At 73.9% G+C, this 22,618-nt stretch carries 20 protein-coding genes and 3 pseudogenes; 8 read left to right on the forward strand and 15 right to left on the reverse strand.

The window, feature by feature from the left end; genetic code table 11:
• Positions 1-292: 292 nt before the first annotated feature.
• Entirely contained in the window at positions 293-859 is a 567-nt protein-coding gene (locus AB0N17_RS17605; RefSeq protein ID WP_366012211.1) for a TetR family transcriptional regulator, read from the reverse strand.
• 84 nt (positions 860-943) lie between these two features.
• Between AB0N17_RS17605 and AB0N17_RS17610 the strand changes: the two genes are divergently transcribed.
• Positions 944-1,867, forward strand: coding sequence for an SDR family oxidoreductase (locus AB0N17_RS17610; protein WP_366012212.1), 924 nt, complete (start codon positions 944-946; stop codon positions 1,865-1,867).
• Between the two features lie 361 nt (positions 1,868-2,228).
• Here the strand turns inward: AB0N17_RS17610 and AB0N17_RS17615 are convergent, their stop codons facing one another.
• From AB0N17_RS17615 to AB0N17_RS17630, 4 genes are all read right to left on the reverse strand, one after another.
• Positions 2,229-2,417 carry a DUF1272 domain-containing protein gene (locus AB0N17_RS17615; protein WP_366012213.1) on the reverse strand — a complete coding sequence of 63 codons (189 nt, stop codon included), beginning with the start codon at positions 2,415-2,417 and terminating at the stop codon, positions 2,229-2,231.
• Between the two features lie 118 nt (positions 2,418-2,535).
• Positions 2,536-3,444: a phosphotriesterase gene (locus AB0N17_RS17620; protein ID WP_366012214.1), complete on the reverse strand. Its 909-nt coding sequence runs from the start codon at positions 3,442-3,444 to the stop codon at positions 2,536-2,538.
• Positions 3,441-3,998: a DUF4865 family protein gene (locus AB0N17_RS17625; RefSeq protein ID WP_366012290.1), complete on the reverse strand. Its 558-nt coding sequence runs from the start codon at positions 3,996-3,998 to the stop codon at positions 3,441-3,443. Before AB0N17_RS17625 ends, AB0N17_RS17620 begins: the two co-directional genes overlap by 4 nt.
• Positions 3,999-4,126: 128 nt before the next feature.
• Positions 4,127-4,702, reverse strand: coding sequence for a TetR/AcrR family transcriptional regulator (locus tag AB0N17_RS17630; RefSeq protein ID WP_366012215.1), 576 nt, complete (start codon positions 4,700-4,702; stop codon positions 4,127-4,129).
• Between the two features lie 180 nt (positions 4,703-4,882).
• On the opposite strand from AB0N17_RS17630, the gene AB0N17_RS17635 reads away from it, so the two are divergent.
• The 3 genes and pseudogenes from AB0N17_RS17635 to AB0N17_RS17645 form a co-directional block, all read left to right on the forward strand.
• Positions 4,883-5,176, forward strand: coding sequence for an SHOCT domain-containing protein (locus AB0N17_RS17635; RefSeq protein ID WP_366012216.1), 294 nt, complete (start codon positions 4,883-4,885; stop codon positions 5,174-5,176).
• A pseudogene (locus AB0N17_RS17640) lies at positions 5,173-5,421 on the forward strand (ATP-binding cassette domain-containing protein); the annotation flags it as partial. The gene AB0N17_RS17635 and the pseudogene AB0N17_RS17640, both read left to right, overlap by 4 nt.
• A pseudogene (locus AB0N17_RS17645) lies at positions 5,421-7,049 on the forward strand (ABC transporter permease); the annotation flags it as partial. The pseudogenes AB0N17_RS17640 and AB0N17_RS17645, both read left to right, overlap by 1 nt.
• Before the next feature lie 631 nt (positions 7,050-7,680).
• Here the strand turns inward: AB0N17_RS17645 and AB0N17_RS17650 are convergent.
• Both AB0N17_RS17650 and AB0N17_RS17655 read right to left on the reverse strand, forming a co-directional pair.
• Positions 7,681-8,097 (reverse strand): annotated as a pseudogene (locus AB0N17_RS17650) (ATP-binding protein); the annotation flags it as partial.
• Between the two features lie 230 nt (positions 8,098-8,327).
• Positions 8,328-8,651: a hypothetical protein gene (locus AB0N17_RS17655; protein ID WP_366012217.1), complete on the reverse strand. Its 324-nt coding sequence runs from the start codon at positions 8,649-8,651 to the stop codon at positions 8,328-8,330.
• 307 nt (positions 8,652-8,958) lie between these two features.
• On the opposite strand from AB0N17_RS17655, the gene AB0N17_RS17660 reads away from it, so the two are divergent.
• On the forward strand, positions 8,959-10,089 hold the full coding sequence (locus tag AB0N17_RS17660) for a PLP-dependent cysteine synthase family protein (protein WP_366012218.1): 1,131 nt from the start codon (positions 8,959-8,961) through the stop codon (positions 10,087-10,089).
• Between the two features lie 227 nt (positions 10,090-10,316).
• Here the strand turns inward: AB0N17_RS17660 and AB0N17_RS17665 are convergent, their stop codons facing one another.
• The 6 genes from AB0N17_RS17665 to AB0N17_RS17690 all read right to left on the reverse strand — a co-directional run bounded on the left by AB0N17_RS17665 (position 10,317) and on the right by AB0N17_RS17690 (position 16,694).
• On the reverse strand, positions 10,317-10,793 hold the full coding sequence (locus AB0N17_RS17665) for an SRPBCC family protein (protein WP_366012219.1): 477 nt from the start codon (positions 10,791-10,793) through the stop codon (positions 10,317-10,319).
• Between the two features lie 69 nt (positions 10,794-10,862).
• Entirely contained in the window at positions 10,863-11,711 is an 849-nt protein-coding gene (locus tag AB0N17_RS17670) for a DeoR/GlpR family DNA-binding transcription regulator (RefSeq protein WP_366012220.1), read from the reverse strand.
• A gap of 197 nt (positions 11,712-11,908) precedes the next feature.
• Positions 11,909-14,347, reverse strand: a complete 2,439-nt coding sequence (locus AB0N17_RS17675) for a right-handed parallel beta-helix repeat-containing protein (protein WP_366012221.1) — start codon at positions 14,345-14,347, stop codon at positions 11,909-11,911.
• A 223-nt stretch (positions 14,348-14,570) separates the two neighbouring features.
• Positions 14,571-15,176, reverse strand: coding sequence for a hypothetical protein (locus AB0N17_RS17680; RefSeq protein WP_366012291.1), 606 nt, complete (start codon positions 15,174-15,176; stop codon positions 14,571-14,573).
• A 215-nt stretch (positions 15,177-15,391) separates the two neighbouring features.
• The gene (locus AB0N17_RS17685; RefSeq protein WP_366012222.1) at positions 15,392-16,216 is read right to left on the reverse strand and encodes an MOSC N-terminal beta barrel domain-containing protein; all 825 of its coding nucleotides are present in this window, start codon (positions 16,214-16,216) and stop codon (positions 15,392-15,394) included.
• Positions 16,217-16,259: 43 nt separating this feature from the next.
• Entirely contained in the window at positions 16,260-16,694 is a 435-nt protein-coding gene (locus AB0N17_RS17690) for a DUF6643 family protein (RefSeq protein WP_366012223.1), read from the reverse strand.
• Between the two features lie 293 nt (positions 16,695-16,987).
• On the opposite strand from AB0N17_RS17690, the gene AB0N17_RS17695 reads away from it, so the two are divergent.
• A complete protein-coding gene (locus AB0N17_RS17695; RefSeq protein WP_366012292.1) occupies positions 16,988-18,298 on the forward strand; it encodes a TerD family protein in 1,311 nt (436 codons plus the stop codon).
• A gap of 6 nt (positions 18,299-18,304) precedes the next feature.
• Here AB0N17_RS17695 and AB0N17_RS17700 read toward each other — a convergent pair whose 3' ends face one another.
• The gene (locus AB0N17_RS17700; RefSeq protein ID WP_366012293.1) at positions 18,305-19,468 is read right to left on the reverse strand and encodes a glycosyltransferase; all 1,164 of its coding nucleotides are present in this window, start codon (positions 19,466-19,468) and stop codon (positions 18,305-18,307) included.
• A 69-nt stretch (positions 19,469-19,537) separates the two neighbouring features.
• Here AB0N17_RS17700 and AB0N17_RS17705 point away from each other — a divergent pair, with 69 nt between their 5' ends.
• Together AB0N17_RS17705 and AB0N17_RS17710 are read left to right on the forward strand one after the other, a co-directional pair.
• Positions 19,538-20,323, forward strand: a complete 786-nt coding sequence (locus tag AB0N17_RS17705; protein ID WP_366012224.1) for an aspartate/glutamate racemase family protein — start codon at positions 19,538-19,540, stop codon at positions 20,321-20,323.
• Between the two features lie 606 nt (positions 20,324-20,929).
• A complete protein-coding gene (locus AB0N17_RS17710) occupies positions 20,930-21,475 on the forward strand; it encodes a hypothetical protein (protein ID WP_366012225.1) in 546 nt (181 codons plus the stop codon).
• Here the strand turns inward: AB0N17_RS17710 and AB0N17_RS17715 are convergent.
• Positions 21,432-22,592, reverse strand: coding sequence for a methyltransferase (locus AB0N17_RS17715; RefSeq protein WP_366012226.1), 1,161 nt, complete (start codon positions 22,590-22,592; stop codon positions 21,432-21,434). The genes AB0N17_RS17710 and AB0N17_RS17715 overlap by 44 nt on opposite strands.
• Positions 22,593-22,618: the final 26 nt, after the last annotated feature.

The raw sequence follows: 22,618 nt of genomic DNA on the forward strand, positions 1-22,618 counted from the left end.
GGGTACGTAACCCCGCCGCCGCCCCTGAACCGAGCCCGCCGCTGCTCCTGGACCGAGCCCCGCCGCTGCTCCTGGACCGAGCCCCGCCGCCGCCCCTGGACCGAGCCCGCCGCCGGGCCGGTCGCGGGGGCTGCCGGTGAGCCAGTTGTGGGAGCCGTCGCCGGGCCGGTCACTGTGGCTGCCGGCGGGCCGGTCGCGGGGACGGCCGCCGGGCCGCTCACCGGGGCCGCACGGCCCCGCGCCCTCGGCGAACCGGTCGTCGCCGAGGCCGCCCGGTTTCCGGCGGCGGCCCTCAGCCGGCCGCGGTCACCGCCCTGAGCTGCTCCAGTGACTCCCGCATCACCTGCGCCATCGAACGCTCCTCGGAGTCCGTGATCCAGCGTTCGAAGCCGACCTTGAAAACGGCCATCCCCGCCTCCGCGGTCAGGCTCGCGGCCGGCTCCGTGACCCCGCGCCGGCGCAGGGTGTCGGCGAGCGCGGCCGACATCGAGGCGAGCTTGATCAGCTCGCGCTCCCGCAGCTCCGCGTTCGCCACGATCACCGCCTGACGGTTCCGCGAGTGTGCGCGCCGGTCGACGAACACCTCCGAGAGCGCGTCGAGGCCCACCGCGACCGCCTCGATCGGCGCGGCGGACTCCGGGGCGCCGGCGACCGCCCGCACGAACAGTTCCTCCAGCTCGCCCGCGCCCGCGAACAGCACCTCGCGCTTGTCGGCGTAGTGCCGGAAGAACGTGCGCTCCGTGAGCCCGGCCCGCTTGGCGATCTCGGCCACGGTGGTCTGCTCGAACCCGCGCTCGCTGTACAGCTCCAACGCCGCCTCCGCCAGGCGCTCGCGCGCGTTCGGCTCCCATCTACCCATGCGCCGATCCTACGTGATGACAGGAGCTGACATCAGGGTGTAGCGTCGATGACAGTTACTGACATCAACGTCTGGAGTGCTCCCATGCGCATCTTCGTGACCGGCGCGTCCGGCTGGATCGGCTCCGCACTCGTGCCCGAACTGATCGACGCGGGCCATGAGGTCCTCGGACTCGCCCGCTCGGACGCCTCCGCCGCCGCGCTCACCGAGGCCGGAGCGGAGGTCGTCCGCGGCACCGTCGACGACCTCGACACCCTGCGGGACGCGGCCGCCGCGTCGGACGGTGTGGTCCACCTCGCCTTCAAGCACGACGTCGCCTTCTCGGGCGACTTCCAGGGCGCCGCGGAGGCCGACCGGCGTTGTGTCGACACCCTCGGCGAGGCGCTCGCCGGCACCGGCCGGCCGTTCCTCCTCGCCTCCGGCGTGGCCGGGCTCGCGCCCGGGCGGCGGGCGACCGAGCGGGACATGCCCACGGTCGACGGCTCTCCCGTCTCGATCCGCTCCGCCACCGCGCAGGCGGTCCTCGCACTCGCCTCCCGTGGCGTGCGCTCGTCCGTGGTGCGGCTCTCCCCGACCTGCCACGGCGACGGGGACAACGGCTTCATGGCGACCCTGGTGGCCACCGCCCGCGCCAAGGGCGTCTCCGGTTACCTCGGTGACGGCACCAACCACTGGCCGGCCGTCCACCGCCTGGACGCCGCACGCCTGTTCCGTCTCGCGGTCGAGAAGGCCCCCGCGGGATCGGTGCTGCACGGTGTCGCCGAGGACGGCGTCCGCATCCGCGACATCGCGGAGGTGATCGGCCGGCACCTCGGCGTCCCGGTGACCTCCGTCGCGCCCGAGGCCGCGGCAGGGCACTTCGGCTTCCTGGCGGGCTTCCTGGGAATGGACGCGCGGGTGTCGAGCGACCTGACCCGTGAGCTCGTCGGCTGGGAGCCGGTCCACCCCGGCCTCCTCGCCGACCTGGACGAGGGGCACTACTTCCGCACCCCCGCCCCCACCGCCTGATCCGCGCCTCGCGCGCCCACCGGTCTCAGCGGTTCCCGCCCCGCGACCGGCGGGCGCCGCGCTCGGCGGCGGCATGCCACCACCCGGGCGGGGACGGTCCGTCGGCCCTCGCGGTCGGCCGGTCGGGACGGAGGCCCAGCCGGCGCGGCGCGTCGGGGCGGACCCGGACGTCGAAACATCCGCGCCAGTGGCCGTCGGGACCGACCCCGCAGAGGAGCCCCCGGCGAACCTCGCCCGGGCCGAACGGCGTCCCGTCGATGCCCCAGCCGCCGAACGCCGACTGGATCCGTGTCGCGGCCTACGAGAACCTGCCGGGCCGGCTCCCGTGTGCGCAGGGGGGCCGGTGGTGCCGGACGCGCGGTCAGGCAGCCCGGGCCGGCCGGCGGGGACGAGCGGCCAGTTCGCCGCCGCAGTTGGAGCAGACCTGCCCCAGGGCCTCGCCGCACGCCTCGCAGAAGGTGCACTCGTAGGAGCAGATGCGGGCGGGGCCGTCGGCCGGCAAGGGGGCGGCCGTACAGCGCTCGCAGCGGTCGCGCATCTCCAGGGCCATGGCGGTGTCGTCTCCTCGGGGTGGGGCGGGCGGCCGTCACCTCCCATCCTGCGGCGGGCCGCCGGGGGTGCCAACGGCCGCGAAGGCCACGGAACCGCAGGATCGGGCCACCGCCCGTTCACTTCCAGTCGACCGCGAACGCCCGCCCCGGATGGACCCGCAGGATGCGGTCGACCAGCGGCGCGCCCAGCGCCTGCGCCAGCCGCGGCCCCATCCGGCGCAGCAGATACGGCATGCCCGGGCCGCCGTCGACCGAACGGGCCCCGGCGACCACCGTGTCCCCGCCGAGCAGCAGCCGGTCCGCGAACCCGGCGTCCGCCAGGGCCCGTAGCGCCTCGGGCATCCGCCAGTCCGTGGCGTGATGGGCGCGGGACGGCCCGTCGAACGCCAGCCAGCAGCCCGACTCGGCGGCCTGCCGCTGCACCACCGGATCGGGGAAACGGTTCAGATGGCCCAGGACGACCCGGTCCCCCGGCACCCCCAACTCGCCGCACAGCAGGTCGAGTACGTCCGGCGCGCCGGTGCCCAGCTCCAGGTGGACGGCGATGGGCGCACCGGTGGCGTGATGGGCCTCGGCCGCCGCCGCCATGGTCCAGCGGGCGTGCGCGTCGAGCGCGTGGAAGCCGCCCGCCACCTTGATCAGACCGGCCCGTACACCCGTGGTCCCGATTCCCTCGGTCAGCTCCGAGACGAACACCTCGGCCAGCCGGCCGCGCAACCCCTGAAGGGTCTCCGCCGGGTAGTGCGCGGCCTGGTGCAGTCCCGTGGCGCAGACCAGCCGCACGCCGGTGGCCCGGGACAGCGCCGGCAGGTCCGCCGCCCGCCGCCCCATGCCGTACGGGGTCCACTGCACGACGGCCGCGCCGCCCGCTGCGCGGAAGGCGGCCAGCTCGGCCCGTGCCGCGGAGACGTCGTCCAGCTCCTGGCCGGGCAACTGCGGACTGCGCAGGAAGAGATGGTCGTGCGCGTCGCACACGCCCAGTTCCCCGGGCCGGACGTCACCGAGGACGGTACGGACGCGGCTCACCACTGTCGTCCGCGCGGGAGCCGGTCCCGGCCGGGGGCGGACAGGTGCAGCACCTGGAAGAGGTCACCGTCGGCCTTGGGCGTGGCGTGCTCCCAGAGGGAGAAGTGCACGACCTCCCACGCGCGCGTGTCCACGGCCGCCGCCGCCAGGACCGCACCGTCCTGCGCGGCCAGCCGCGCCGTCTCGGCCGCCGCGTCCGCCATGAACGCCGCCAACTCCACTCCCGCTGGGACGACATGACGCCGACGCAGGGCGAACGCGGGCACGGACCCGGTCGCGGCGCCCTCCTCGAACGCCAGGCCCGTCCACTGCCGGACCGCCGGTCGCCCGAAGTCGTCGACAGGCCCCTGGAAGGCGCCTCCCCACAGGAACCTGTTCATGCCCTCCACGGTGTTCCACAGGTAGAACGGCCCGTACTGGTTCACGGGGGAGCCGTGCACCCCGCGCTCGCGCAGCACGTACGTCTTGACGCCGAGGCCCTCCCAGTCGTCCAGCAGATGCCCGACGCGGGCGACACGTGAGCGGATGACCTCCATGTCGTAGTCCGCGGGCAGGGTGAACTCCTACTGCATGGCGTGCATGTCCCGGTTCCCTTCTCAGGCGGGGTGGTCGTGCATGTGCGCGTGCCGCTCGCTCGTCGTGCCGTCCGCGGCGGCCTCGACGACCGCCACGCGCACGTGCCTCAGTCCTCCTGTCCGGAAGTACGGGGTGCGAGCAGGGAGAGCAGGCCGCGGACCCCGGCGTCGAAGGCCGCGGGGGAGCCGGAGGCACGGGCGAGGACGTAGCCGCCCTGGACCGTGGCGAGCACGGCCGCGCCGACCTCCTCGCCGTCCAGTTCCGGCGCGAACTGCCCCTGTCGCTTGCCCTCGTCGACGAGCGCGGCGATCCGCTCCCGGATGCACGCGATCGTCTCGTCCACCGGCGCGCGCAGCTCGTCGCTGGCGATCACGTCCGGATCCATGGTCAGCCGGCCGACCGGGCAGCCGCGCAGCACGTCACGCTCGCGCAGCAGATACGCCTCGATCCGCTCGTACGGCGTGCCCGGACCGCCGAGGACGCGTTCGGCGGTGGCGCGCAGCTCCTCGGCGGTGCGCCGGATCGCCGCGAGGGCGAGGTCCGGCTTGCCCGTGAAGTGGTGGTACATGCTGCCCTGGCCCGCGCCCGCGCGCTCCAGGATCGCCTTGGGGCTGGTCCCCACGTACCCCCGCTCCCACAGCAGCTCACGGGTGGACTCGATCAGGCGTTCCGAGGTGCTCATGTGCCTACTGTACATACTAGTAGTTACATTCGTCAGCGCTTCGGGAGCAGCCGCGTGCCGTTCTCGTACTCCCCGGGAGGTACGCGTACGGCCGCCGCCCGCACGACGCGCCGGGCCCCCTGCCGGAGGGAGTCTCGGGACAGCACCGGAAGACCGCAGCCGACGAGGAGTTGACCCGAGATGCAGACCCTGGCGACCTGGAACGGGGGACCCGGACCGTGGATCCTGTTCTTCCCGCTGATCTGGGCGGCCGTCGTGATCGGCGCCGTCACCTTCCTGCGCCGCACCGCATGGCGCGGGCGCGGCGGGGGCCCCTGGCGGCCGCTGGACGCGGCGCGCCCGGCGGGCGACTCGCCGCTCGCCGTCCTCGGCCGCCGCTTCGCCTCCGGGGAGATCGACGAGGACGAGTACTGGCGCCGCCTGTCCGTCCTGGAGGAGCAGTTCGGCCGCGCCGGCAAGGGCGGTGCGGCATGACGACGACGGCCACGCGGGCCGCGGCCCGCGTGGTGGGCGCGGTGAAGGTGTACGGCTCCGGCGACACCGCCGTCCGCGCCCTGGACGGCGTCGACGTGGCCTTTCCCGCCGGACGCTTCACGGCGATCATGGGCCCCTCGGGCTCGGGCAAGTCCACCCTCATGCACTGCGCGGCCGGCCTCGACACGCTCACCTCGGGCGCCGCCTGGATCGGCGACACCGAGCTGGGCGCGCTGGACGACCGGCCCGCCGCCAGGTCACCGCCTCCGCCCTCGCCGAGGCCTGCCTGGTCGCGCTCACCGCGTCCCTCACCGGACTCGCGGGCGGCATCGGGGTCGCCGCCGGGCTCCAGGCGCTGTTCCCCGCGGTCGGATTCCCCTTTCCCGGCGGCGACCTCGTGATCAGGACGCCGTCGATGGCGCTGCCGCTCGCGGTCGGGATCGTGGTCTGCCTGGGCTCCGCGCTCGTGCCGGCCCTGCGCGCCGGACGTACCGCGCCCCTGGCCGCCCTGCGCGAGACGGCCGTCGACGGCTCGGGCGCCTCCCGCGTCCGTGTGGCCGCCGGGTGCGCCCTCGGCGCCCTGGCGCTCGCCGCCACCCTCACCGGTGTCCTCGTCACCCCGTCCGTGTGGCTCGCGGGCGCCGGCGCCCTGCTCGCCCTCGCGGCCTTCGTCGTCCTCGGCCCGGTCGCCGCCACCACGGCCGTACGCCTGCTCGGCGGCCCGCTGGACCGGCTGCGCGGGGTCACCGGCGCACTGGCCCGGCGCAACGCCCTGCGCAGTCCGAAGCGGACCGCCGCCACGGCGAGCGCGCTGATGATCGGGGTGGCCGTCGTGTCGCTGTTCACCGTGTTCGGTGCCTCGCTGAAGGCCACCATGGACCGGACGGTGTCCCGGTCCTTCGCGGGCGACGTCGCCGTCAGCACCCCGTCGTTCGGCGCGGGCGGCAGCGGAGTCAGCCCGCGGCTGGCACCGGCCCTGCAACGGCTGCCCGAGGTGGACACCGCCGTCGGACTCGGCCGGGGAGTCGCCGAAGTGGACGGCAAGGGCCGGGCGTTGACGGTCACCGACCCGGCCGCGCTCGCCCGCACCTTCGACCTCGGCACGGTCACCGGCTCGCTGCGCGACCTCGGCGGCGACGGCATCGCGATCTCTCGTGCGGAGGCCGGCCGGCGGCACCTGGGCACCGGTGACACCGCCCGGCTGACCTTCACCGACGCAAGCAGCGCGAACTTCACCGTCCGTGCGGTCTACGGCCGCTCCGAACTCGCCGGTGACTACGTCATCACCCGGTCCGCCTGGGCCCCGCACCGCACCCAGGACTCCGACACCGTGATCGCCGTGACGTTCAAGCACGGCGTCGGCACCGACGCGGGCACGGCGGCGGTACGGAAGGTCGCCGCGCGGTACGGCAATCCCCAGGTGCAGACACGCGACGAGTACGCGCAATCCTCCGCGGCCGGGGTCGACATGATGCTCACCCTCGTCTACGCGCTGCTCGCCCTCGCGGTGGTCATCGCGCTGCTCGGCATCGCCAACACGCTCACCCTGGCCCTCCACGAACGCACCAGGGAGCTGGGGTTGCTCCGGGCCGTCGGCCAGACCCGCGCCCAGCTGCGGGCCATGGTCCGCTGGGAGTCCGTCCTGGTCGCCGCCTTCGGCACGGTGGGCGGTCTCGGTCTCGGCGCCTTCCTCGGCTGGGTGCTGGTGAAGGCGTCCGACGGCGCGAGCGACACCGAGTTCGCCTTCGCGCTCCCGCCGGCGCGGCTCGCCGTGGTGGCCCTCGTCGGCCTCACGGCCGGCGCCCTCGCGGGCCTGCGCCCGGCGCGAAGGGCGGCCCGCCTGGACGTGTTGCGGGCGATCGCGACGGAGTGACGGCCGGAACCGGCTACGAGGACTGCGCGGATGGAACATGCGGGGCGTCCCAGGTGGGCGGGTCATGCGGCGGCGGACGCAGGGGGGCAGGCCCTCCGGCTCCGACGTATCACGGCCCAGCCGCGGCGGACGCTCGCGGCGGACCGCGTGGACCTGTCGCGTGGGGGAACGCCCAAGACACAAGGCACAACGCAGAACGCACAACGCCCAACGCGAGCCCGTACCGCCCGTCGAGTCGCGCGAGGGCACCGCCCGGTCAGCCGGTGACGGCCGACCGGGCGGGAACCTTCCTCGCCGTCGCGGCGGGAGCGCCGGTCAGGGCGGTCGCGGCAGCCGCGGTGGTGACGGGAACACCGGCGGCCACCGTTGCCGGGGCCGCGGCCGGAACTCCCGCGCCCACGGGTGCCGGGGCGGTGACGGGAACACCGGCGGCCACCGTTGCCGGGGCCGCGGCCGGAACTCCCGCGCCCACGGGTGCCGGGGCGGTGACGGAAGTCCCGGCGGCCACGCTCGCCGCGGTCACGAGCGGCGCCCCCGCGGGCACGGGCGCCACCGGCCTGGCGGGGGTGGGCTCCGGGACCGGCGGCACCTCGGCCGTACGGCGCGGGGCGCGGGCCGCCTGGGTGCGCACCGCCGCCGGGGCGGGCAGCGTGAACCACACGACCTTGCCGTTCTCCCCGTCCGGTCGCGCACCCCAGCTCTCGCTCACCGCGGCGACCATCGCCAGCCCCCGCCCACAGGTGGCCAGCGGGGTGGCGTCCGGCGTGTCCGCGCCGTCGGCCAGCACCGGAAGCCGCGGATCGTGGTCGCGCACCGAGACCGTGAGCCGTTCCTGCAGCAACTCCAGCTCGACGGTGCACGACTTGTCGGGCCTGGCGTGCCGGTGGACGTTGCTCAGCAGCTCCGTCACACCGAGCGCGGCCCGGTCTATCAACGGGTCCATATGCCAGTAGCGCAACTGCGCAGATACGATTCTGCGGACCTGGCCGATCCGCGACGGCAGGGCTTGGAGCTCCACCGTGCAGTGCCTGCTTGGGTGACTGATCACGGCTGCGACTCCCCGGTGTAGAGGTCCGGAAAGGACCGGAAGAACACGGAGAACAACGGATCCAGCAGGATGCCACCGTCCATGCGGCCGCCTGCTGTCGTGGCCGGCGGGCTGGTTCGCAGCGTTATCGCCGGTAAACCCAGAGTGACGTGAGACCAGCGTGACGCAGCGGATGCCCTCCCGCAACTCGCCGCGCCCGCACGAACACCGTGCGATGACACCGGGGCCCGTCAGCCGCCGCGCCCGGCCGCCCGCCGCACGGCCTCGATGAACCGCCGGGCCGCGGGCGGCCCCGGCTCGCCCGGCGCGGGGTCGTTCTCGCCCAGCCGCAGCAGGTACCGGTTGCCGTTCAGATCGGCCAACGCCCGGTCCTCCGACGCGAACCAGGGCTTGGACGCGCGCACCGCCTGCACCGGCGCGCTGTCGATCTCGCTGCCGTAGCTGGTGAGCAACTCCAGCCTGCCGTCGTTGATCCGGACCTGCCCGGCCCGGGTGAGCGAACGCATGCGCTTGCCGATCCGCACGCCCGTGGCCGTGAACTCCGGCTCCGCCATCCTTCGCCGCCCTCTCGCGCGTGTTCCCGTGCTCCCGTGTGCGCCCCCGTACGGGACGACCGTCCCGGCACGCGTGCAGTCTGCCCCGATGTGACGTGGAGCACCAGTACGCCCGGGGCGCGTGCGACGGGCTACCGGAGCACTCGCGCCAATGCGCCCCCGGCGCGCCTCGCACGCCTGTGTCCCAGGGTGTCTTTGGGTGGCTGAAAGATACGTTTATGCAGGTGGGACGCGGTGTGAAAGGCGCCTATGCTCGATGTGCCGGCCGCGCGAGACGTCGTCGGCGCCCAGCGTAAGGAGCCCCGCCGTGAGCACCACCTCCCAGACCCGGACCGGCGCCACCCTCGACGTCGACCGGAGCGACGCCGCCTACCGCGACTGGCTGAAAGAAGCCGTGCGCAAGGTGCAGGCCGACGCGAACCGATCGGCGGACACCCACCTGCTGCGCTTCCCGCTCCCCGAGCCGTGGGGCATCGACCTCTACCTGAAGGACGAGTCGACCCACCCCACCGGCAGCCTCAAGCACCGCCTCGCCCGCTCCCTGTTCCTCTACGGTCTCTGCAATGGCTGGATCCGCCCGGGGCGCCCGGTGATCGAGGCGTCGAGCGGCTCGACGGCCGTCTCCGAGGCCTACTTCGCCAAGCTGATCGGCGTGCCCTTCATCGCGGTCATGCCGCGCACGACGAGCGCCGAGAAGTGCCGTCTGATCGAGTTCCACGGCGGCCGCTGCCACTTCGTGGACGACTCTCGGAAGATGTACGAGGAGTCCGCCCGCCTCGCGGTGGAGACCGGCGGCCACTACATGGACCAGTTCACCTACGCCGAGCGGGCCACCGACTGGCGGGGCAACAACAACATCGCCGAATCCATCTTCCGCCAGCTGGAGTTGGAGCGGTTCCCGGAGCCCACCTGGATCGTGGCCACGGCGGGCACCGGCGGCACCTCCGCGACGCTCGCCCGGTACGTCCACTACATGCAGTACGACACCCGGATCTGTGTGGCCGACCCGGAGAACTCCTGCTTCTTCGAGGGCTGGACCACCGGCGATCCGGACGTCACCTGCGACTGCGGCTCCCGGATCGAGGGCATCGGCCGGCCGCGCATGGAACCGAGCTTCGTGCCCGGCGCGATCGACCGGATGATGAAAGTCCCGGACGCGGCGAGCGTCGCCGCCGTCCGCGCCCTGGAGCGGGCCATCGGGCGCAAGGCCGGCGGATCGACCGGTACCGGCCTGTGGAGCGCGCTGAAGATCGTCTCTGAGATGGTCGCCGAAGGCCGCCGGGGGAGCGTCGTCACGCTGCTGTGCGACCCGGGAGACCGGTACCTCGACAAGTACTACTCGGACGCCTGGCTCGAGGAGCAGGGCCTCGACATCATGCCGTACGCGACGGCGATCGAGACCCTGCTGGCGACGGGCGTGTGGCCGGACCCGGCCTGAGCAGCGTTCCGGGCCGGGGCGGCCCGAGAGATACGCCGGGACCTGCCGCCCGGATCGCGCCGGGGCCGCCGGGCGGTGGCAGGAGTGCGGGACTCCCGGCACGTGGTGCACGGTGAAGGGCAGCGGCCGCGGACACCTCGGCGATCACGTGGCCGAGCGCGGAACCGTCCCAGCCGCTTCCCGCGGAGCGTCGGATCGTCCGCTCGCCGGTGCCGGGTGCGGCCGGCTCACGAGCGGTGGGCCCGGGCCAGGCGCCGGTCCAGCTTCCCGACCGCCTCGCGGAAGGAACGGCCCACGCCGGGGCGGGCGACCGCCCACATCAGGCGGAACGGGGCCGCCCCGTCGAGGGCGAAGGTCATCTGGACCCGGGTTCCGGTGCCGGCGGGGGACAGGCGCCACTCCTCGACCCAGGCGCCGGCTCCCGGCATGTTCGTCGCATCGACGCGGTAGGCGTAGAGGTCCGGCGCCTCGGCGGCGATCACCGACTCCTCGAAGCGGACGCCGCCGCGCAGCCGGACCGCGCGGCCGTCACCGGACGGCCGGACCGAGGCCACGCCCGGGAACCACTCCGACCAGCCGGTCAGGTCCTCGGCGAGCGCGCGGAAGATCATGTCGGGGGCCGCGGCCGCCTCCCGTACGAAGACCAGCCGCACCGGCGCGGCTTCGACGAAGTCGAGGCCGACCGGTCGCAGACGATGAGCCATGGTGCGAACCCCCTCGTGAGACCCTTGGCGGGGAACGGGTGTTGCACCGTCACCCTAGCTGGCGCCCCGTCAGATGTCGTCGTCCCCGCCGTCCCCGTCGCCCTCGTCCGGCTCGCCCGCCACGATCAGCCGCGGCAGATGCTCCGAGATCTCCGCGCGGGCCTCGGCCGGCAGTCCCGCGTCGGTGACGAGGGTGTCCACCTGCTCCAGCGCGGCGAACGAACTCAGGCCCACCGTGCCCCACTTGGTGTGGTCGGCGACCACCACCACCCGGCGCGCGGAGTGCACCAGCCGCCGGTTCGTCTCGGCCTCCGCCAGATTCGGCGTGGACAGCCCCGCCTCCACCGATATGCCGTGCACACCGAGGAACAGCAGATCGAAGTGGAGCGCCGCGATCGCCTGGTCGGCCACCGGTCCCACCAGCGAGTCCGACGGGGTGCGCACCCCGCCGGTCAGCACCACCGTGGCCGCGCCCTGCCGCTGCCCGGAGGTGCGCTGCGCCGCGTGGAAGACGTCGGCGACCCGCACCGAGTTCGTCACCACGGTCAGGTCGGGCACCTCCAGCAGGTGCTGCGCGAGCGCGTACGTCGTCGTACCGCCGGAGAGGGCGATCGCCGAGCCCGGGGTGACCAGCCGGGCGGCGGTGCGCGCGATGTCCTCCTTGGCCGTCAGCTCCAGACCCGACTTCGCCTCGAAGCCGGGCTCGTGGGTGCTGGCCTCGACCACCGGGACCGCGCCGCCGTGCACCTTCTCCAGGACCCCCTGGCGGGCGAGGGCGTCAAGATCGCGGCGGACGGTCATGTCCGACACACCGAGCTTGCGGGTCAGCTCGTTGACCCGCACACCGCCCCGGCGCCGGACCTCGTCCAGGATCAGGGCGCGGCGCTGCTCCGCGAGGAGGTTCTGATTCTCACTCACGTACGCTCCGGTCCTTTCGCCGCAAACCGTCCGACCCGCCCGGCGCACCGGCTCCGACCAGGATCTCCCGTCCGTCCGGCGGTGCGCGGGCGTCCCATCTTGTCACGGGTCGGCACCGCTTGCGCCACCACCTGACCCGACGCGCACATGCCACTCGGGTCACGTCCCGTCGCGCGGGGGACCGGCCGGGCGGCGGCTCAGGGCAGCTCCGGCAGGTCCTCCGCGTACAGCAGTGTCAGGTCGTCGGTGCTGGGGTCCTCGAGCTGGGCGACACGGCTCGCGTGCCGTTCGACCATCGCCTCGAAGGTCTGCCGGGCCGTGCGGCCGTTGCCGAACGCCGGGCCCTTGGGGATCGCCGTGAAGTACTTCAGCAGCGCCTCCGCCGCGCCCTGCGCCAGCCGGTACTCGTGCTCGTCGGCCTGCTGCTCCACGATCCTCAGCAGTTCGTCGGGGCCGTAGTCGCCGAAGGTGATGGTGCGGGAGAAGCGGGAGGCGACGCCGGGGTTGACGGAGAGGAAGCGCTCCATCTCCGCTGTGTAGCCGGCGACGATCACCACCACCGCGTCCCGGTGGTCCTCCATCAGCTTCACCAGCGTGTCGATGGCCTCCTTGCCGAAGTCCCGCCCGGCGTCCTCCGGGGACAGCGCGTACGCCTCGTCGATGAACAGCACCCCGCCGCGCGCCCTCTCGAACGCCTCCTGGGTGCGGATCGCCGTGGACCCGATGTGCTCGCCGACCAGGTCGACCCGGGACACCTCCACCAGGTGGCCCTTCTCCAGCACGCCGAGCGAGGCGAGGATCTCCCCGTAGAGCCGGGCGACCGTGGTCTTGCCGGTGCCGGGGGAGCCGGTGAAGACCAGATGCCGCTTGACCGAGGCCGCCTTCAGGCCCGCCCGCTGCCGGCGCCGGCCCACCTCGATCATGTCGGTCAGCGCCCGCACCTCGCGCTTGACGCTGTCCAGGCCGACCAGCGCGTCGAGTTCCCCGAGCACGTCCTTGGAGGTCCGCACCGGCTTCTCCGGCTCCGCGGCGGTGACCAGCGGCTCCTGCTCCGTGGTCCGCTGCCCGGGGATCGACCCGAGCAGGCCGGGGGAGTGCGCCACGGTCTGCACGGCGGTCTCGCGGGGCGCCGGCGGCCGCAGGCCGCCGCTCTCGTCGCTGGTGCAGTCCTCCACGACCGGACCGCTCCCGGAGCCGGCGTCCGGTCCCGCGTCGGCGAACTCGTAGCCCCCGCGCGCGCACCGCTCCGTACGGCACTTGCGCAGCGTCGTACGGCAGCCGTCGATCACATGGAAGCCGTAGCCGCCGCTGCCGCTGACCCGGCAGTTCAGGAAGCTGCCGCGACCGCCCGCGGAGACGTAGAAGCCGGCCTCCGCCGGGGAGTCGACCGTGCAGCGCTCGATGGTCGGGTCGGCGCCCTTGGTGACGATCACGCCGGTCTGGGTGCCGTCCAGGGTGCAGTTGTTGAGGGTGCCGCCGCTGCCGTGGTCGCGGAACCAGGCTCCGGTCGCCGCCTCCCGGATCCGGCAGTCGTCCAGCTGCGCCGTCGCCCCGTCGCTCACCGAGACCGCCGTGTTGCGCACCTGCGTCAGGTCGCTGTCGACGACGTCGGCGCGGGAGCCGCGGTCCAGCACGAACAGCGCGTCCGGCACGTCGTGCACCCGGCAGGAGTCGAGCACCGCGGTGGCGCCGTCGCTCACCCAGACCGCCGGGTAGTCGCCGGTGCTGTCGAAGATCTCGCACTGGTTGGCGTCCACCCGGGTCCCCGGGTCCCACACCGACAGGCCGTTGCGCCCGAACTGACGCACAGTCGTGCGGGTCAGGGTGAGCACCGAGCGGGAGCGCAGGTCCACCGCGTTCTCGGGGATGTCGTGGAGGCGGCAGTCGGCGAGCGTGAGCACCGCGTCGGTGTCCAGCGTGACGCCGTCGGCGGTTGTGCGGTGCACGTCGCAGTCGGTCAGGTGGGCGGTGGCCCGCTGGGTGACCTGCACTCCGGAGCCGCGGACCTCGTAGATCTCGCAACCGACGGCCTCCAGCGAGGAGTTCTCCCCGGTCGCGGTCAGGCCGGTCCCGGAGGCGTGGTGCACGCGGCAGCGCTCCAGGCGCGGGTGGGCGCCGCCGCGGACGGCCACGCCCGCCTGCCCCGCCGCGACGACCTCGCACTCCTCGAACACCCCGCCCGCGCCGTCCAGTACGGCGATGCCGATGCCGGCCGGGTTGTCGACCGTGCAGCGGCGCACGGTCGGACGGGCGCCGCCGCGCACTTCGATGCCGGACGCGGACCGGGTGACGATCCGCACGTCCAGCAGCTCGGGCGTACCCTCCTCGACCAGCAGTGCGGGTGCCGCCGCGTCCTGGCCCTCCACGTGCACGTCCTGCACCACGGCCGAGGCGCGCACGGTCAGCGGCACCCCGTCGACGGGGGCGATCCGCACCGAGCCCGGCGAGCCCTCGGGGCCGCGGAGCGTCACCGCCCGCTGGACCACGAGGTTCTCCCGGTAGGTGCCGGGGGCGACCGTGAGGACGTCGCCGTCGGCGGCGGCCTCCAGGGCGGCGGCGAGCGATGCGTACTCACCCGTGCGGCGCCGCCACCGCGATGTGCCGGTGTGCGTCACCTGGACCGTGCCCTGTGCCATGGCGTTGCTGTGCCCCCACCTCGTCGTACGTCGGCTCGCTCCCGATCGGGGCGGCGGCGCCGGGACCCCGACCGGACCGGTCCGCGGACCGGGCACGCCCGTGCTCTCGACACCTGCCTGCCGCCCCGGCGGTTCGCTCACCCGCGGGTCGTCGCCGAAAGCGCTTCGGCCGGTCCACCGTAGCGTGTACGTGCACGGTCGTCCGACCAGAGCCGGAAGGCCGTCAGCTGTTGGTGCCCGCCTTGCCCCAGTCCGGGCCCGCCCGGTCCCAGGCCCGGTCCCAGCGTGCGTACCGGCGGCGGACCATGCGCCACACGGCCAGCCGCCGCAGACCCTCGACCAAGCCCGCGGCCAGCAGGGCCGCGCCGACCCCGGCGAGCACCGCGTGGGTCGTCGCCGTGGCGGAGTCCAGCGGGCGGGTCGCTATTCGGCCGTGCGGGTCCGTCCAGAGTCCGAAGTGGTCACCGGTGTGCGGGGACTTGAGGTCCGTCAGGGTCCGGCCGTGCCGCTGGGTGCCGTCCGGTGCGGTCCAGTCCGCGAGGACCCGCCTGTGCGCCTCCCGCGCGGTGGTGGTGTCGGGGTCGGTCTCCAGCGGGGCGTCCCCCAGGTCGCGTACCACGGTGGCCGTCACGAGGTGACGCGTGTGCTGCTGCTGCCGCGCGGTGCGCTGCAGCGAGTCCTGGGCGACGGCACCGACCAGGCAGCCGGTCACGGGCGCGGCCACGGCGATCAGCACCAACGCCACCAGGGCCACCCATGCCTCGGTCAGGTCGGTGGCACGGCGCAGCGGATTGTGCCGCCAGTGCCACAGCCCCCTGAGTGCCCGCACGTCCCCCACCCCCTTCCGCTCCGTCATGGCCCCCGGCACGGGCAGTCACCCCGGCCGGCGTCAGGAGAGAGCGTCATCACTTCCGCCACGTGCCTGCCCGCACGCGGCCTCTCACGAATTTCTCATGACCTCTCAACGACCGGGGCCCGGCCCAGTGTTCCCGCCCCGCCCCGGTCCTTCCGCCGGCCGGATGCGCAGGGCCGCACCGGTGGCCGCTACGCCAGCACCCGTACGGGGTCGCCGACCCTGATGGTGCCGGGGGAGAGGGGCACCACGTTCTGGCCGAAGACCAGGTTCCCGCCGATCCGGCGGTGGCGTGCCAGCGTGTACAGGGGTTCCCTGCCGCGCTCGGCGGTGTCCTGGTCGGTGGTCGTCACGACGCACCGCCCGCTCGGCTTCACGACGCGGAACACCACCTCGCCGACGGAGATCCGCGACCAGCCGTCCTCCGCCCAGGGCGACGTGCCCGCCACGACGACGTTGGGCCGGAAGCGGTTCATGGGCAGCGGGCCCTCGTGGGCGTGCCGGCCCTCGGCCATCAGGGAGTTGAGCGCGTCCAGGGAAGCCGTCGTCGTGACCAGCAGGGGATAGCCGTCGGCGAAGCTCACCGTCTCGCCGGGCAGCGCGTACCGGGGATCGACCGGGCGGCGGGTGGCCGGGTCGTCCATGTGGACGAGACGGACGTCGGCTTCCAGATAAGCGCTGCACCAGGCGTGCGCGGCCGCGGCGGCCGGAACCGCCTCCACCTTGGTGCCGAACACGCTCATGGGCACGGTCGCACCCGGCTCCGGCACGAGGACCGTCAACGGTGCGTGACCGGGTGCGGACAGACGGATGCCGCCGCCGGCCAGAGGCTCGGCGGCGGCAAGCGCGAGGCGCGGCTGCTCCCGCTGGGTGACGACCTTTCCCCCGTCGTCGATCAGCGCCCAGCGTCGGTCCCCGGCCAGCCCCCAGGGCTCCACCACGGCCTCCCGGAGCGAAAGGCTCCGGAACGCCTTGACCGGATGGACGTGGATCGACTGCACTTCGGCGTTTCCCATGACGCCATCGTGCCAGGTGCCACCGACAGCCGGGGGCGGCCGGTCAGTAGCCGCGGTACTGCTGGTTGTTGTACGGGTCCTGGTAGCCGGCCTGGGCGGGGCGCGGGGCGGCCGGACGCATGGCCTCGTACCCCGTGCCCATCATCGGGCGCTGCTGCTGCGGGGCCTGCGGACCCGGGTAACCCCGCGGGGCGCTCGCCTGCTGCGGGATGTACGCCGTGGGCGCCTGCTGCAGCGGGGCGGGCTGCGGAGCCTGCGGATAACCGTAGGCGGGGACCTGCGGGGACGGGGCCGCCGGGAGGGCGGGCAGTGCCGACGGCAGGGCGGGGAGATGGCTGCCCGTGTCGTAGGCGGCGGGAACCCGGATCGGGGCGATCTGCGGGGTGCCCCGCTCGGCGACGAGGGAGTCGTAGATCGGGGTGTCCGGGAAGGAGGCGGAGTAGTAGCCGCCACCATAAGTGGAGCGGGGGGAGGTCATGGCACATAAGTTAAGCCCACGATGTGCTCGTTGGGGAGACCGATAAGAGGGTTGTTTTCCGTGTCCGTAGTGACCCGGGATCCCCAATCCGAGCGAACGCGGCAAAAAGGGGCACCGATCGGCGTTTGGATCGTGTAAAGGCCGAGTTCCTGCGGGGTTACCGGCGGTTGACCGGCGATCTTCCGGCACCGCTCCGGGAGTTCATCGTGCCGTTCCCCGCGTTGTACGGGTAGGGATGATCTGGACGACCGGGGAACACCGGAAGCCGACACGGGATGGGGGCGGACATGTCAATGTCGAAAGGGTCGAACACGCCGGTGCCGACCACGGCGCTGCGCGTCGAATTGGGCTGGCGCTCCGGACCCGGCGTGCCCGACGCGGACGCCTCGGCGCTGCTGCTCGCCACCGGAAAAGTCCGCTCCGACGGTGACTTCGTCTTCTACAACCAGCCCGCCCACCCGTCCGGCGCGGTGCGCCACGAGGGAAAGCGGACGGCCGGCGGACACGTCACGGACACCCTTCTCGTCGACCTCGCGCGCGTGGAGAGCGACATCGAGCGGATCGTGCTCGCCGCCTCCGCGGACGGCGGCACGTTCGGACAGGTCCCCGACCTCTACATCGAGGTGACCGACGCCGCGACGGGCGGGTCGGCCGCCCGCTTCGACAGCCCCGGCGCCACCGTGGAGACGGCCTTCCTGCTCGGCGAGTTCTACCGCCGCCAGGGCGGCTGGAAGTTCCGCGCCGTCGGCCAGGGCTACGGCAGCGGACTCGCGGGCCTGGCCACCGACTTCGGCATCACCGTCGACGAACCGCAGCGCCCCGCGCCTCCCGCCGGGGCGGCCCCGGCACCGCCCCGGGCGACGCCCGCGCCGCCCGGCCCGGCCACGGCGCCGCCTCGCGCGACGCCCCCCGTGGCACCGCCCGTGACCGTGCCGCCCCCGCCCGCGGCCCCTCCGGCCCCCGCGCCCCAGCCGGTCCGGCTGTCCAAGGTGACCCTGACCAAGGCGGCCCCTTCCGTCTCGCTGGCCAAGCAGGGCGGTACCTCCGGCGCCCTGCGGGTGAACCTCAACTGGCAGATGCGCAAACACTTCGGCGGCCGGAGCAGCCGGTGGGGCGGCGGCGGGCCGGACCTCGACCTGGACCTGTGCGCCCTCTACGAACTCGCCGACGGCGGCAAGGGAGTCGTCCAGGCCCTGGGCAACGCCTTCGGATCGCTGGACCGCCCGCCGTACATCCACCTCGACGGCGACGACCGCACCGGTGCCGTGGCGGCGGGCGAGAACCTCACCGTCAACCTCGACCACAAGCAGGACTTCCGGCGCCTCCTCGTCTTCGTCACCATCTACGAGGGCGCCAGCTCCTTCGCCGATCTGCATGCCACCGTCACCCTCCACCCGCAGCACGGCGCGCCCATCGAGTTCTCCCTGGACGAGTGCACCGTGCCCTCCACGGTGTGCGCGCTCGCCCTGATCACCAACACCGGCGGCGATCTCCTCGTCCAGCGCGAGGCGCGGTACCTGGTGCCTCAGCGGGGTGTGAGCCCGCAGCGGACCATAGACCGCGCCTACGGCTGGGGGATGAACTGGACACCCGGCCGCAAATGACCGTGCTCAGCCCTCGTCGGTGACCGTGTCGGGACGCGCGTAGGTACGGCCCTTCCAGGCGGCCCCGCGTCCCCGGTAGTGCTGCACGGCCGAGTCGACCGTCATCAGGAGGTACAGGAACGCCGTGAACGGCAGCAGCGGAGCGAGCCACAGCGGCTGCCGGTAGTAGCGCAGCATCGGCAGGTACGTGCCCGCCATCACCGCCCACGCCGTCGCGCCCAGGGCGGCGGTCGCCGTACCGCCGGCCGCCGCTCCGGCGACCAGCGCGGCCGGCGGCACCAGGTACACCAGGGCGAGCCCGGCGACCGTACCGAGGAGCAGCAGCGGGTCGTGCCGCAGCTGGGCGTAGGCGCTGCGCGAGACCATCCGCCACAGGTCGTGCAGCCGCGGATACGGCCGCACGCTGTCCACCCGGTCGGCGAGCCCCAGCCAGACGTGCCCGCCGGCGCCCTTCACCGCGCGCGCGAGGGCCACGTCGTCGATGACCGCGTGCCGGATGGCGTCCGGGATGCGCGCCCGCTCCGCCATGCTCGTGCGCAGCAGGACGCAGCCGCCGGCCGCCGCCGCCGTGTGCGAGCCCCTCCGGCCGATCCGGCGGAAGGGGTACAGCTGCGCGAAGAAGTAGACGAACGCCGGGACCACCAGCCGCTCCCACGGACTCTCCACCCGCAGCCGTGCCATCTGCGACACGACGTCGAAGCCCCCGGTGCGGGCCGCCGCCACGAGTTCGCGCAGGCTGTCCGGCGCGTGCGCGATGTCCGCGTCCGTCAGCAGCAGGAACTCGGGATCACGCGGGCGTGCCAGCCCGATGCCGTACCGCATCGCCCACAGCTTGCCCGTCCAGCCCGCCGGCGGCTCACCGGGCGAGCCCACCGTGAGCGGCAGCCCGCCGTGGCGCCGGGACAGCTGCCGGGCCAGCTCCCCGGTGCCGTCCGTGCTCCCGTCGTCCACCAGGAACACCTCCGCCCGCCCCGGATACTCCTGCGCCAGCAGTGACGGCAGGCTCGCGGGCAGCACCGCTGCCTCGTCCCGGGCCGGTACGACCACGCACACGGACGGCCACTCCCGCGGTTCCCGGCGTGGGGGCAGCCGTACGTCCGTGCGCCAGAAGAAGCCCTGGCACAGCAGCAGCCAGCACCAGGCGGCCAGTGACACGACGGTGATCCACATCAGGGCGCTCACGGCCGCAGTCTGCCCCACCGGAGCGGCCGGCAGTACCGCATCGTCTATCGTGGCCGGGTGAAGATCGCGCTCATGGACTCCGGAATCGGCCTGCTTCCCGCCGCTGCCGCGGTACGCCGGCTGCGGCCCGACGCGGACCTCGTCCTCTCCTGGGACCCGGACGGGATGCCCTGGGGACCGCGCACCCCGGAGGACATCACCGAGCGCGCCCTCGCCGTCGCCGGAGCCGCCGCCGCCCATGAGCCGGACGTCCTGATCGTCGCCTGCAACACCGCGTCCGTGCACTCCCTGCCGCAGATGCGGGCCCGGTTCGAACCGCACCTGCCGATCATCGGCACCGTCCCCGCGATCAAGCCGGCCGCCGCGGGCGGCGGGCACGTCGCCATCTGGGCCACCCCGGCCACCACGGGCAGCGCCTACCAGCGGGGGCTGATCGAGCAGTTCGCCGGCGGTGTCCGTGTCACCGAGGTGGCGTGCCCGGGCCTCGCGGACGCGGTGCACCACGCGGACGAGGCGGCGATCGACGCCGCGATCGCCTCGGCCGCCGCCCGCACGCCTCAGGACGTGACCGCGGTCGTCCTGGGCTGCACCAACTACGAGCTGGTCGGCGAGCGCATCCGGGCCGCCGTCCAGCAGCCCGGCCGTGCGCCGCTGATCCTGCACGGCTCGGCCGGCGCCGTGGCCGCCCAGGCGCTGCGCCGGATCGGAGCCGAACCGCAGCCGGCGGCCGTCGCCGACACCACGCTCACCGTGCTGCTCAGCGGACGCGAGGCGACCCTCCCGGACACCGCCCTGGCGTACGCCGAGGGCCGCTTCCTCCAGACGGTCACCCCGGTCCGCTGACCCCGGCGGACGCCGGCCCGTCCGCCGCGCACCGGCCCGCCCGTCCGCCGCGGCACCGGCGGGGCACCGGCCCGCCTGCCCGCCGACCGCCGTGCAGCAGTCCGCCGCCCGCCCCCGGACGCCGGCGCGACCACAGACCGTCGGACACCCGGCCCGGCGCCCCGTCCGCTGACCACCCGCCGGCCGTGCCCGCACGACCGGCCCGTCCACCGACCCGCGCGGCCGGCCCGGCACCGGCCTGTCCGCCGAGCCCCTGTCCGCCACCAACCTGGACGGCCGGGACCGGTCCGTCCGCCCGGCACCGGCCCGTCCGCTGACCCCCTGTCCGCCACCAACTTGGACGGCCGGGACCGGTCCGTCCGCCCGCCGGTCGTGCCCGCACGACCGGCCTGTCCACCGACCCGCGCGGCCGGCCCGGCACCGGCCTGTCCGCCGACCGTCTGTCCGCCACCAACCTGGACGGCCGGGACCGGTCCGTCCGTCCGCCCGCCGCCCGCCGGACGCCGGCACCGTCCCGCTCCGATTCGCGCGCCGTCTGCTCCTCCCGGGCCAGTCACGCTGTGCCACGCCCTACCCGCGCAGCGAAACCTGAGTAACCTCATAAACATGAGGGACCACTCCCGCGCCGACGACTCCTCGCACCCCGACGTCTGGACGGGACGCGCCACCAACCGGGTCCAGTGGCTGCTGGCGCTGGTCGGGGCGGCCTGCATGGCGCTCGGCATCGAGCTGGCGGTGGACTCGGCCTGGACCTCCGGCGTCGCCGCGCTGGTGATGTCCGTCGTGGGCTGCATCGCCGCCGGACTGCTGGTCCTCTTCGGCACGCTCGCCTTCGTGCACGTCGACCTCAGGTGCGACAAGGAGTCCGTCGAGGTGCGCTGCGGCCACATCGGGCTGCCGCGCCGCCGCATCCCGCTCTCCCACGTGGCCGGCGCCGACTTCACCGCCCTCGTCACGCCCCGTCACTGGGGCGGCTGGGGCTACCGCTGGCGCCCCGAGAAGGGCACCGCGGTCGTCGTGCGCCGGGGCGAGGGCGTCGTCCTGCGCCTGTGGGACGGCCACACCTTCACCATCACCGTGGACAACGCGGAGTCGGCGGTCCGGGAGATCAGGGCGCGGCTGCGGACGAACGGCCCCGGCTCGCCCCGCTGAGACCCCTCGTCGGTGCCGCAGCGAGCCGGTGCCGGAGCGGGCGGGTCAGCGCTTCGTGGCGTAGACGATGCTGTGCGACGGGATCGTGTCGCCCGGCGCCGTGCTCATGTCCTGCTCCACCGTCCGCGTGACCTCGAAGCCCGCCTCCTCGATCCAGGCGGCCCAGGTGGACAGCCGCTGCGGACCGCCCTGCGCCATCGTGCAGCCGAAGAAATAGGCGGGGAAGAAGTCCGCCGTGGCGGAGTCCCCCTGCTCCGGGTAGGTCAGGTGCATGGCGATGAGCCGGCCGCCCGAGGGCAGCCTCGTAGGTGTTGCGCAGGACCCGCAGGGCGTTGTCGTGGTCCCACATGTCGAGGAAGTGCTTGATCAGTGCGACGTCGAAGCCCCGGGGGATCTCGGCGAGGGCGTCACCGCCGATGAAGCAGCAGCGGTCCTCCAGCCCGGCCCCGGCGATGTTGTCCAGGGCCTCGTCCTCCTTCTCCGGCAGGTCGAAGCAGGTGACGTGGATGTCCTTCTCGCCGTGGTACTTCTGGGCGAGGATCGCCCCCTGCCCGGTGTTCCCCGCGATGTCGACGACCCGGGCGCCCGCCGGGAGGTCCAGCCGGCCGTAGAACCAGGGGTCGATGTAGTCGGTGACCGCGTGCATCACGGGTTCCCAGGTGCGGTGCAGCTCCGGGTGGGCCTTGCTGGCCTGGTAGAAGTTCCCGGTGAAGCCGTAGAACTTCTCCAGGCCGACGATCCGGCCCTCGCGCACGCTGTCGGTGAGGTGGTACAGCTGCCGCAGACACACCTCCTTGATCATGTGCAGCCACGGCATGACCCGGGCGAGCTCGGCGTCCGACAGCCGGGCGATGCCGTCGAGGGTGTAGGCACCCGTCGCCGGGTCCCGCGCGAGGAACCCGTCCTTCACGGGCAGCTGCAGCAGCTGCTCGACATGGTGGGCGCTGACACCGGTGACCGCGGCGAGCTGCGCGGCGCTCATGCCGTCGGGACCGGCGGCCTTCAGCTGCGCGACGATGCCCAGCTCGAACACCGTCAGCAGGGTGGCGTAGCGGGTGGGGCCGGTGATGTAGTCCCGGAACTTGGCGAGCACGACGTCGGCGTCGTTGGTGGGCACTTCTGGTTCCTCTCGGTGATGGGGTA

Origin of the sequence: Streptomyces sp. NPDC051133 (assembly GCF_040682635.1) — a bacterium.
Classification (GTDB): domain Bacteria; phylum Actinomycetota; class Actinomycetes; order Streptomycetales; family Streptomycetaceae; genus Streptomyces.